The 11,453-nt window shown below is 63.3% G+C and carries 10 protein-coding genes and 1 other RNA gene; 2 read left to right on the top strand and 9 right to left on the bottom strand.

Annotated features, from left to right (window positions below; genetic code table 11):
• From mraY to rsmI, 9 genes are all read right to left on the bottom strand, one after another.
• Window positions 1–1,083, bottom strand: coding sequence for a phospho-N-acetylmuramoyl-pentapeptide-transferase (mraY, locus tag JYG36_RS05590; protein ID WP_036996790.1), 1,083 nt, complete (start codon window positions 1,081–1,083; stop codon window positions 1–3).
• The gene (locus JYG36_RS05585) at window positions 1,083–2,453 is read right to left on the bottom strand and encodes a UDP-N-acetylmuramoyl-tripeptide--D-alanyl-D-alanine ligase (RefSeq protein WP_213603334.1); all 1,371 of its coding nucleotides are present in this window, start codon (window positions 2,451–2,453) and stop codon (window positions 1,083–1,085) included. Before JYG36_RS05585 ends, mraY begins: the two co-directional genes overlap by 1 nt.
• Window positions 2,446–3,909, bottom strand: coding sequence for a UDP-N-acetylmuramoyl-L-alanyl-D-glutamate--2,6-diaminopimelate ligase (locus tag JYG36_RS05580; RefSeq protein WP_213603333.1), 1,464 nt, complete (start codon window positions 3,907–3,909; stop codon window positions 2,446–2,448). The genes JYG36_RS05585 and JYG36_RS05580 overlap by 8 nt, the downstream gene beginning before the upstream one ends.
• On the bottom strand, window positions 3,909–5,642 hold the full coding sequence (locus tag JYG36_RS05575; protein WP_176794319.1) for a peptidoglycan D,D-transpeptidase FtsI family protein: 1,734 nt from the start codon (window positions 5,640–5,642) through the stop codon (window positions 3,909–3,911). The genes JYG36_RS05580 and JYG36_RS05575 overlap by 1 nt, the downstream gene beginning before the upstream one ends.
• On the bottom strand, window positions 5,642–5,935 hold the full coding sequence (gene ftsL, locus JYG36_RS05570) for a cell division protein FtsL (protein WP_045197313.1): 294 nt from the start codon (window positions 5,933–5,935) through the stop codon (window positions 5,642–5,644). Before ftsL ends, JYG36_RS05575 begins: the two co-directional genes overlap by 1 nt.
• Window positions 5,932–6,879 (bottom strand): 16S rRNA (cytosine(1402)-N(4))-methyltransferase RsmH, encoded by a 948-nt coding sequence (rsmH, locus tag JYG36_RS05565; RefSeq protein ID WP_371128635.1) that lies wholly within the window; start codon window positions 6,877–6,879, stop codon window positions 5,932–5,934. Before rsmH ends, ftsL begins: the two co-directional genes overlap by 4 nt.
• Window positions 6,876–7,331: a division/cell wall cluster transcriptional repressor MraZ gene (mraZ, locus tag JYG36_RS05560; RefSeq protein ID WP_010220775.1), complete on the bottom strand. Its 456-nt coding sequence runs from the start codon at window positions 7,329–7,331 to the stop codon at window positions 6,876–6,878. The genes rsmH and mraZ overlap by 4 nt, the downstream gene beginning before the upstream one ends.
• Before the next feature lie 309 nt (window positions 7,332–7,640).
• Window positions 7,641–8,000, bottom strand: an RNA gene (rnpB, locus tag JYG36_RS05555) — RNase P RNA component class A.
• 67 nt (window positions 8,001–8,067) lie between these two features.
• Complete coding sequence (rsmI, locus tag JYG36_RS05550; RefSeq protein WP_213603332.1) at window positions 8,068–8,943, bottom strand: 16S rRNA (cytidine(1402)-2'-O)-methyltransferase; 876 nt, start codon at window positions 8,941–8,943, stop codon at window positions 8,068–8,070.
• Window positions 8,944–9,129: 186 nt separating this feature from the next.
• Between rsmI and JYG36_RS05545 the strand changes: the two genes are divergently transcribed.
• On the top strand, window positions 9,130–10,950 hold the full coding sequence (locus tag JYG36_RS05545; RefSeq protein WP_093379809.1) for a penicillin-binding protein activator: 1,821 nt from the start codon (window positions 9,130–9,132) through the stop codon (window positions 10,948–10,950).
• Window positions 10,950–11,321, top strand: a complete 372-nt coding sequence (locus JYG36_RS05540) for a YraN family protein (RefSeq protein WP_213603331.1) — start codon at window positions 10,950–10,952, stop codon at window positions 11,319–11,321. Before JYG36_RS05545 ends, JYG36_RS05540 begins: the two co-directional genes overlap by 1 nt.
• Window positions 11,322–11,453 lie beyond the last annotated feature (132 nt).

The raw sequence follows: 11,453 nt of genomic DNA, 5'->3' as shown, positions 1-11,453 counted from the left end.
CTACCTCAGTTTCAGGGTGGCAAGGCCGATCAGCACCAGAATCACGGTGATGATCCAGAAGCGGACGATCACCCGAGGCTCGGGCCAACCCTTGAGTTCAAAGTGGTGGTGGATCGGCGCCATGCGGAACACGCGCTTGCCGGTCAACTTGAAGGAGGCCACCTGAATCACCACCGACAGGGTCTCCATGACGAACACACCGCCCATGATGAACAGGACGATTTCCTGGCGCACGATCACCGCGATCGTGCCCAGTGCGGCGCCCAGTGCCAGGGCACCGACGTCGCCCATGAACACCTGGGCCGGATAGGTGTTGAACCACAAAAAGCCCAGGCCGGCACCGATCAGCGCGCCACAGAACACGATCAGTTCGCCTGCGCCCGGTACATAAGGGATCAGCAGGTATTCAGCGAATTTCACGTTACCCGACAGGTAGCAGAAGATGCCCAGGGCGCCGCCGACCATGACTGTTGGCATGATCGCCAGGCCATCGAGGCCGTCGGTGAGGTTCACCGCGTTGCTGGAGCCAACGATGACGAAGTAGGTCAGGACGACGAAACCGATACCCAACGGGATGGTGACATCCTTGAGCATCGGCACGATCAGGGTGGTTTCGACGCTGGTCGGCGCGGTCATGTAAAGGAAGATCGCCGCGCCCAGGCCGAACACCGACTGCCAGAAATACTTCCAGCGACTCGGCAGGCCGCGCGAGTTCTTCTCGATCACCTTGCGGTAGTCATCGACCCAGCCGATAGCGCCGAACAGCAGGGTGACGATCAGCACCACCCAGACATAACGGTTGGTCAGGTCGGCCCACAGCAGGGTGCTGATGCCGATGGCCGACAGGATCAGTGCGCCACCCATGGTCGGGGTGCCGGATTTGGACAGGTGCGATTGCGGGCCGTCGTTACGAACGGCTTGACCGATCTGGCGAATCTGCAGGGTACGAATCATCCATGGGCCCAGCCACAGGGCCAGCGACAACGCGGTCAGTACACCCAGAATCCCGCGCAGGGACAGGTACTGAAAGACCGCGAAGCCTTTGTAGAACTGTTGCAGATACTCAGCCAGCAGCAGCAGCATTAATGTTTCTCCCCGCTGGAACCGCACAAAGCCGCCACGACGTTCTCCATCGCAGCGCTGCGCGAACCCTTGATCAAAATAGTGGTGTTGGTGGCCTGTTCGGCGGCGCGAACGGCGTCGATCAGGTCAGCTTGATTAGCGAAATGTCGGGCATTGGTGCCGAACGCAGCTACCGCGTGGGCCATGTTGGTGCCCACCGCATAGAGTGCCGAAACCTTGTCTTTGGCGTACTCGCCTACCTGCCGATGCCCTTCCTCAGCCCACTGGCCCAATTCGCCGATATCCCCGAGCACCAGGACGGTGCGGCCGGAAAAGCCGGCGAGTATATCAACGGCAGCGCACATCGAGGTGGGGTTTGCGTTGTAAGTGTCATCAATCACCCGCACACCGTTGGCCGTCATCTGCACCACAGTGCGGCCCTTGACCGGTTGCACGGCATTGAGGCCCTGGACGATACCGTCCAGGGTCAGACCAAAGGCATGCGCGGCAGCCGCGGCCGCCAGTGCGTTGGCCACGTTGTGGGTGCCCAGCAGGTTGAGCTGGACCCGCGCCACGCCCAGCGGGCTGTGCAGGTCGAACGACGGGCAACCGCGCGGGTCGTGGGCGATGTTGGCAGCGTGGAAATCGGCGTCGGCGTTGTTCAGGGCGAAGGTCAGCAGCGGGCGATTGCCGGCGCGCTTTTTCCAGATGGCGAAGGCCTTGTCATCAAGGTTCAATACGGCCACGCCATCCTGACCCAGACCTTCGAGGATCTCGCCCTTGGCTTCGACAATCTTCTCTGGCCCGCCGAACTCGCCGACATGAGCAGTTCCGGCATTGTTGATCAACGCGACCTGTGGCTTGGTCAGGCCGACGGTGTAGGCAATTTCGCCGATGCGCGAGGCGCCCAGCTCGATCACCGCCGCGGTGTGTTCCGGAGCCAGTTCGAGCAGGGTCAGCGGTGCGCCAAAATCGTTGTTGAGGTTGCCACGGGTGGCCAGCACCGGGCCACGGGTGCGCAGGATGCTGGCAAGCATCTCCTTGACCGTGGTCTTGCCGCTGGAGCCGGTAATGGCGGCGACCGGCTTGTCGAAAGCGGCGCGGTTCAACGCGCCGAGCTGGCCCAGGGCCAGGCGGGTATCGGCAACCACCAACTGCGCCAGGCTGCTGCCCGGCACTTCGCGCTGCACCAGGGCGGCGACCGCGCCTTTGCCAGCAACGTCGTTCAAGTAATCATGGCCGTCAAAACGCGGCCCGGCCAGGGCAACGAAAAGCTGCCCGGCGGTGATGGCACGGCTGTCGATGCTGACGCCATTGAAGGTTGCATCCTGACCGTGCAGGCGGCCGTTGAGCGGCGCCGCCAGCTGGCTGAGGGACAATGGCTTAAGCATGGGCAGCCTCCCACACGGCCAGGGCCTTCTCGGCTTCAACCAGGTCGGAGAAGTCGTGGCGCTCGCCGTTGATTTCCTGATAGTCCTCATGCCCCTTGCCGGCCAGGACGATGACATCGTCAACGCCGGCGCTGGCAATCAGCTGAGCGATGGCGTCACCGCGGCCGGCAACGAATTCGACCGCATCGGCCTGGGCAAAACCCGGGCGGATGTCGGCGAAGATCTGCTGCGGGTCTTCAGTGCGCGGGTTGTCGTCGGTAACCAGCACGCGGTCAGCCAGGCGCTCGGCAACTTCGGCCATCAGCGGCCGCTTGCCGCGATCGCGATCGCCGCCGCAACCGAACAGGCACAGCAACTGGCCCTTGGCGTGCGGGCGCAACGCTTGCAGCACCTGCTCCAGGGCATCGGGGGTATGCGCGTAATCGACCACCACCAGCGGCTTGCTGCCGCCGCCCAGGCGCTGCATGCGCCCGACCGGGCCTTCCAGCGCCGGGGTGACCTTGAGAATTTCGTCCAGCGGGTAATCCAGCGCCAGCAAGGTGCCGACCGCCGCGAGCATGTTGCTCAGGTTGAAGCGCCCGAGCAGGCGGCTGCGCAGCGCGTGCTCACCCTGGGCGGTGACGATCACGGCGCGCACGCCATCATCATCGAAATGCGCTTCGCGGCAGTACAGCGACGCGGCCGGATCCTGGAGGCTGTAGCTGATCAGGCGCGACTCGCCCTGCCCGGCTGCCAGGCGCCGGCCAAAATCGTCATCGAGGTTGACCACCCGGCAACGCAGGTTCGGCCAGGCGAACAGGCGCGCCTTGGCGTCTTCGTAAGCCTGCATGCTGCCGTGGTAGTCGAGGTGATCACGGGACAGGTTGGTCATCACCGCAATATCGAATGCCAGAGCCGCGACCCGGCCCTGGTCCAGGGCATGGGAAGAGACTTCCATGGCCACGGCCTTGGCCCCGGCCTTTTTCAGGTCACTCAGGGTTGCCTGCACGGCGATCGGGTCCGGCGTGGTCAGACGACCGCTTTGCAGGGCGCCATAGAAACCGGTCCCGAGGGTGCCGATCAGGCCACAGTGCTGGCCGAGCTGGTCCAGCGCCTGAGCTACCAGCTGGGTGACGCTGGTCTTGCCGTTGGTGCCGGTGACGCCGACCAGGTCGAGCAGGCGGCTCGGCTCGCCGTAGAAACGCCCGGCGATGTCCGACAGTTGCGCGGCCAGGCCCTTGACCGGGATCAACGGCACCTCGGCGATCGGCAGCACGGTAGCGCCTTCGGCTTCATAGGCGACCGCCGCCGCACCGCGCTTGAGCGCGTCGGCAATGTGTTCACGGCCATCCATGCGCGTACCCGGCACCGCCAGGAACAGGTCGCCCGGGCGCACGTTGCGGCTGTCCAGGGTCAGTTCGCGGATCGACGGATCGCGGCTGGCCTGGGTAAAAAGCTTGCTCAATGGCATTGTCATCAACCGCGTCCTCCCTTGACCGGTGCAGCGTTGACTTGCTGCGTAGGTGTTGCCGGCGGCAGGTTGTCCGGCGGAATGTTCATCAGGCGCAGGGTGCCGGACATGACTTTGCTGAACACCGGCGCCGATACCAGGCCACCGAAGTAGCCGCCCTTGCTCGGCTCATCGATGACCACGACCACGGCATAGCGCGGGTCGCTCATCGGCCCGAAGCCGGCGAACAGCGAACGGTACGAGTTCTCGGTGTAACCCTTGGAACCGATAGTGGCTTTACGCGCGGTGCCCGACTTGCCACCCACGTGGTAGAACGGCACCTGGGCGCGGAACACCCCGCGCGGCGCCTCGATAACCTGCTGGACCATGCCCTGGATGGTCTCGGCGACTTCCTTGGGCACGACCTGGGTAGACTCCGGCGCCTTGTCGACCTTGAGGATGCTCAGCGGCACCATCTTGCCGTCGTTGGCCAGCGCGGCGTAGGCATGCACCAGTTGCAGCGCGGTCACCGACAGGCCGTAGCCGTAGGACAGGGTCGCGGTCTCGGCCTTGCGCCACTCGCGGTGGTTGGGCAGGTTGCCGACGCGCTCGCCCGGGAAGCCCAGGCCGGTGTACTGGCCAAGCCCCAGCTGGGACATGACCCGGTAGATCGATTCGCCACCGATATCGAAGGCGATCTTGCTCATGCCGACGTTACTGGAGTTGATCAGGATGCCGGTCAGGTCAAGGATCGGCCCTTCGCTGCGCGATACGTCGCGAATGGTGTAGCGGCCCAGTTGCAGGGTGCCCGGGTAGACCTCGACCTTGTCGGTCGGCTTCCAGCGCCCGCTCTGCAGGGCCGCGCTCATGGACAGCGGCTTGACCGTCGAACCTGGCTCGAACACGTCGATGATCGCCCGGTTACGCATGGCCGCCGGGAACATGCTGCGACGGTTGTTGGGGTTGTAGGTCGGCTGGTTGACCATGGCCAGCACTTCGCCGGTCTTGACGTCGAGGATCACCAGGCTGCCGGCCTTGGCTTCCTGTTCGGCAATGGCGTTGCGCAACTCGCGGGTGGCCAGGTATTGCAGGCGCAGGTCGATCGACAACGCCAAGGTCTTTCCGGCCTTGGCGTTTTTGGTTACCTGGATGTCCTTGATCAGCCGGCCGCGCCGGTCCTTGATCACCTGTCGCTTGCCGGGCACGCCGGCCAGCCATTCATCGTAGGCCAGCTCCACGCCTTCGCGGCCATGGTCGTCGAGGTCGGTAAAGCCGACCATGTGCGCGGCGACATCGCCGGCCGGGTAGAAACGACGGAATTCCTCGATGCCATAGACACCGGGGACTTTAAGATCGAGCACCACCTGGCCCTGCTCCGGGGTCAGGCCGCGGACCAGGTAGATGAACTCCTTGCTGGCCTGCTGTTCCAGGCGCGCTGCCAGTTGCTGCGGGTTCTGCTTGAGCGCGGCAGCCAGGGCCGGCCAGCGGTCCTTGGCAGCCTGCATTTCTTTCGGGTTGGCCCACAGGGTGGTCACCGGGGTACTGACGGCCAGCGGCTCGCCATTACGGTCGGTGATCAGCCCGCGGTGCGCAGGAATAGGAATATGTCGCAGGCTGCGGGCATCGCCCTGGCCCTTGAGGAAGTCACGGTCGACCACCTGCAGGTCGATGATGCGCCAGGCAATCGCGCCGACCATCAGTGCCAGCAGGGCGATGACCACGCGGAACCGCCATGGGTAGAGTGCGCCTTCAAGTTTCATCATGGCGCCACCATCCGTACTTCGTCAGCGGCCGGAATACGCATTTTCAGCTGTTCGCTGGCAAGGTTCTCGATACGGCTGTGGGCCGTCCAGGTGCTCTGCTCGAGAATCAGTCGGCCCCACTCGGCCTGGGCCTTGTCGCGCTCGCTGAGTTCGCCGTACAGGGTGTTGAGCAACTGACGGTTCCAGTGCGCGCTGTAGGACACCGCCACCGAAGAAACGAGCACGCCAATGAACAGCAGAAGCATCAGGAAGCTTCCGCCTGGCAAAGGCTTGGCGAACAAACGGCTCACCGCAGTTTCTCGGCGACGCGCATGACCGCGCTACGCGAACGTGGGTTGGCCTTGAGCTCGGCTTCGGAAGCGAACTGGGCCTTGCCGTGGACCTTGATCTTCGGCTCGAAGTGCTTGTGCTGGACCGGCAGGTTGCGCGGCAGGTTGTCGGCCTCACCCTTGACCAGCTTGCGCATGAACAGTTTGACGATGCGGTCTTCCAGCGAATGGAAGCTGATCACCACCAGGCGCCCGCCGACTTCCAGCGCTTCGAGCGCAGCCTCAAGGCCGGCCTCAAGGTCACCGAGTTCGTTGTTGACGTGGATGCGCAGGCCCTGGAAGGCACGGGTTGCCGGGTTCTTGCCCTTTTCCCAGGCCGGGTTGGCAACCTTGAGCACTTCGGCAAGGTCAGCGGTGCGGGTAAACGGAGTTTCTTCACGGCGCAGCACCACGGCACGGGCCATGCGCTTGGCAAAGCGCTCTTCGCCGTATTCCTTGAACACCCGGGCGATTTCTTCTTCCGGCGCAGTGGCGATGAACTCGGCAGCGCTGACGCCGCGAGTCGGGTCCATGCGCATGTCCAGCGGGCCGTCGTTGAGGAAGCTGAAGCCGCGCTCAGGATCGTCCAGCTGTGGCGACGAGACGCCCAGGTCGAGCAGGATGCCGCTGACCTTGCCGGCCAGGCCGCGCTCGGCAACTTCGGCGCCCAGCTCGGCAAAACTGCGCTGCACAATGACAAAGCGGCCGTCTTCGGCCGCCAGCGCTTGCCCGGTGGCAATCGCTTGTGGGTCCTTGTCAAAACCCAGCAGCCGGCCCTGCGGCCCGAGCTTGCTGAGGACTAACCGGCTATGCCCGCCGCGCCCGAAGGTGCCATCCAGATAGCAGCCATCGGCGCGTACGGCGAGAGCCTCGACGGCTTCGTCAAGCAGTACGGTGATGTGGTTAAAGCCGCTATCTATAGTCACAGGATCAAATCACGCAGTTCATCAGGCATGGCGCCCGGTTGTTGGATAGCTGCGAGGTCGGCTGCCGAAACCGCGTTCCAGGCATCCTCGTCCCACAGCTGAAATTTGTTCAGTTGCCCCACCAGCATTGCCTTCTTGTCGAGCTTGGCGTACTCGCGCAAACGCGGCGGCACCAGGAAACGCCCACTGCCATCAAGCTCAAGATCCACCGCGTTGCCGATCAGCAAACGCTGCAGGCGGCGGTTCTCTTCACGCAATGACGGCAAGGCGCGCAACTTGGCTTCAATCAGCTCCCACTCATCGAGCGGGTACACACATAAACAGGGATCAACCGCATCGATGGTCACGATCAACTGCCCGGAACTACGCGAATCGAGCTCGTCACGGTACCGGCTCGGCATTGCGAGACGGCCCTTTGCGTCGAGGTTGATGGCGTTGGCTCCGCGGAACACGGCTGCGATTCCCCACAATGTTAGCGTTTTTGTGTCAGAAAACCCACTTCATGCCACTTTCTGCCACTTGCGCACACTATAGGAATCCGCCTACCACACCGTCAAGGCACGCTTATAAGGAAATCCCTTACAGATCGGAGATTTAGCGCGCACAGAGAAGATAGAAGGACAATTCGGAAGGGATTTTGACGAAAAAACTCAAACCCACTCAGACGGATAGAGAGCGAAGTTAAAGTAATTTATTAAGAGTAAGATTTTTTCGGTATTACCAGCACGCATCTGCTATCGATTCAAGCAGGAGGGGAAGAGGTGGAGAGTCGATCTGTAAGCCGGGTTCTGTCGAGGACAGTCATTCCTCTACGACGGCCATCACTGGACGCCTTTAGCAACCTACCCGGTTCCAACGCGGGCCGCGCCATATGGAACCCTATTTGGTCTTGCTCCGAGTGGGGTTTACCTAGCCATGAACTGTTGCCAGTCATGCGGTGCGCTCTTACCGCACCTTTTCACCCTTACCGGCACCGAAGTGCTTAGGCGGTTATTTTCTGTGGCACTTTCCGTAGGCTCGCGCCCCCCAGGCATTACCTGGCACTCTGCCCTATGGAGCCCGGACTTTCCTCCCCCCTCTATTGCGGAACAATAGAAGGCAGCGACTGTCCAATCGACTCTCCGCCGCAAAGGTTAACGGTAGCGGGCGCCAAGAACAAGCGATAAAACTGATAATAGCACTATAACATCAGTGGGCTTTCTGTTTTTCCAGTGCCGCCTGGTACAGCAGGTTCTTGCGCACCCCGGTGATTTCCGCCGCCAGCGCAGCGGCGCGCTTGAGCGGCATTTCCGCCAGCAGCAGGTCGAGAATACGCATTGCCTCGCTGCTGACCGCCTGCTCATCTTCCGGCGCGGTATAGCCCGCCACCAGCACCACACACTCGCCACGCTGCTGATTGCTGTCAGCCTCGACGAAGGCGCGCAGCTCGGCCAGCGGCAAACCCTTGAGGGTCTCGAAGGTTTTGGTCAGCTCGCGGGCCAGCAACGCCGGGCGCTCGCCACCGAATACCTCTTCCATGTCCTGCAAGCACTCGAGAATCCGGTGTGGTGCTTCGTAGAAGATCAACGTGCGCGGCTCTTCCTTTACCTGACTCAGGCGCGCGCGACGTCCTACAGCCTTGGCTGGCAGGAAGCCTTCGAAGATGAACCGGTCCGACGGCAGGCCAGCGGCCGACAGCGCCGCGATCAGCGCGCAGGCACCGGGCACCGGCACCACGGCGATGCCGGCGGCGCGGGCCTGGCGTACCAGGTGATAGCCAGGATCGGAAATCAGCGGCGTACCGGCGTCGGAAATCAGCGCGACATTGTCGCCCGCCAGCAAACGGGTGATAAAACGACTGCCCTCATCACGCTCGTTGTGCTCGTGGCAGGCCGCCAGCGGCGTGTTGATACCAAAGTGTTGCATCAGACGAATGGAGTGACGGGTGTCTTCGGCGGCGATCAGCGCCACATCACTGAGTATTTTCAGTGCCCGGGCACTCATGTCATCCAGGTTGCCGATCGGTGTGGCCACCACATAAAGCGTGCCCGAAGTGGATTGGGAAGCCCCTGGAACATCAGTCACTGCACACACCTGTCGTCATGATCAAAGCGCCATTGTAGCCCGAGAGTCGGCAACATTGGGCAATCAGGATTGCCGCAAAGCGGCGTTCCAGCACCTATATTGAAGGATTAACGCCAGCAAGATCGCGCCCCGGCCAGCGCTTGGGTACAATTGCCAGTTAATTTGATCGAGTAACAGGACCCTTACATGATCGCTTGCCTGCGGCTGTTCACAGCCCTTTGCCTCGCCGCCCTGCTGGCAGCCTGCGCCAGCTCGCCCTCGTCGAGCCTCGGCGAACTGCCGCGCACACCGGATGCCAGCATCGAGCAACTGCTTGAACAGGCCACCACCAGCAAGACGCCGGAGCAAGCTGCACTGTTGCGCCTGAGCGCCGCCGACCTGGCCTACAAGCAAAAGGACAATGCCCGCGCCGCGCGCATCCTCGAGCAGGTGCCGCTGGAGCAGCTCAAACCGGCCCAGCAGATCTTCGCCAGCACCCTGGCGGCAGAACTGGCCATGAGCCGCAACCAGCCGAAAATGGCCCTGACCGCCTTGAGCCACCCAAGCCTGGCGCGCCTCAACGAGCTGCCGGAAGATCAACAGATCCGTACCCGCAGCGTGCATGCCGCAGTGCTGGAAGCCAACGGCCAGCCACTGGCCGCCGCCCAGGAGCGCGCGCAACTGACGCCGCTGCTCAAGGGCGATGCTGCCAACGCCAACAACGACGCGATCTGGAACCTGGTGGCCGCCACCCCGCGCGATCAGCTCAATAACCTCAGCAGCGGCACCGACACCATGGCCGGCTGGGCCAGCCTGGCCCTGGCGGTAAAAGGCGCCGGCACCGTCGAGCAGCAACAAGCCGCCATCGACGCCTGGCGCGCCCAGCACGCCGATCACCCGGCCGCCGCCCAGCTGCCACCGTCGCTGATCAAGCTGATGGAGCTGACCAGCCAGCCGCTGACCAAAATCGCCCTGCTGCTGCCACAGGAAGGCCAGCTGGCCGGCGTTGCCCGCGCCCTGCGTGACGGTTTCATGGCCGCGCACTTCCAGGCCCAGCAAGCCGGCCAGAAGCCGCCGACCATCGAAGTCTTCGACAGCTCGCGACTGACCTCGCTGGACGACTTCTACCGCCAGGCCCAGGCCTCTGGCGTGCAACTGGTGGTTGGCCCGCTGGAAAAACCGCTGGTGAAAAAGCTCGCCGCCTACCCGCAATTGCCGATCACCACCCTCGCCCTGAACTACAGCGACGCCGGCCAGAAAGGCCCGGAGCAGCTGTATCAGTTCGGCCTCGCCGCCGAAGACGAAGCCCGTGAAGTGTCGCGCCGCGCCCGCGCCGACGGCATGGTGCGCGCCGTCGCCCTGGTGCCGAAAGGCGAATGGGGCGACCGCGTGCTCAAGGCCTTCCGCCAGGACTGGGAAGCCAACGGTGGCAGCCTGCTGGCCGCCCAGCACATCGACCAGCCGGTAGCCCTGGCCCAGCAGATCGCCGAGCTGTTCCAGCTGCGCCAGAGCGAAGGCCGCGCCAAGAGCCTGCAAAGCACCGTCGGCGGCGCCGTATCGGCCCAGCCGTCGCGCCGCCAGGACATCGACTTCATCTTCCTTGCCGCCACCCCGCAGCAAGGCCAGCAGATCAAGCCGACCCTGAACTTCCAGTACGCTGGCGACGTACCGGTGTATGCCACCTCGCACGTTTACAGCGCCAGCGGCGACGTCAACCAGTACCGCGACCTCACCGGCGTGCGCTTTTGCGATACTCCATGGCTGCTCGACAGCGGCAACCCGTTGCGCCAGCAGGTAGAACGTCAGTGGCCACAAGCGGCCGGCAGCCTCGGCCGCCTGTACGCCATGGGCATCGACGCCTTCAGCCTGGCACCACGCCTGGGCCAGCTGCGCGCGCTGCCGGAAAACCGCATTGACGGCCTGTCCGGCAGCCTGAGCATGAACGAGAACCAGCGCATCGAGCGGCAACTGCCGTGGGCCGAGTTCACCGGCGGCCAAATCAAACGCCTGCCCGACACCCCACGCTGATGCCCGACAGTTCGCGCCAACAGGCCGGCCAGGCCGCCGAACGGCAAGCCCTTGAATACCTTCAAGGGCAAGGCCTGCGGCTGCTGGTGCAGAACTGGCGATGCAAACGCGGCGAGCTTGATCTGGTCATGCTCGACAGCGATACAGTAGTATTCGTCGAAGTCCGCTACCGGCTGCACGCGGATTTTGGCGGTGCGCTCGCCAGTATCGACGGGCGCAAGCAGGACAAACTGGTGCTAGCCGCCGAGTCTTTTCTGCAAAAGGAAACACGCTGGGCCAACCACCCCTGCCGTTTCGATGTCATCGCCTTGCAAGGCAGAGGCCATTCGGGCCCACCGCTGGACTGGCTGAAAAATGCCTTCGAGTGCTGAACCCGCCACTGCCCTGCGCCATTACCCCTACAACTTTTTTGCTCTTTGCTTCACGGGCTGCACAGTCATGTGCCGGGACCTTTTTTGTATACTCCCGACGCGCCCGGCCAGCCGCCCTACTTAAGGTCACAC

The organism is Pseudomonas sp. SORT22 (assembly GCF_018417635.1).
Taxonomy (GTDB): domain Bacteria; phylum Pseudomonadota; class Gammaproteobacteria; order Pseudomonadales; family Pseudomonadaceae; genus Aquipseudomonas.
Note: the sequence above shows the minus strand (reverse complement) of the source record. Positions and strands in the feature narration are given on the sequence as shown.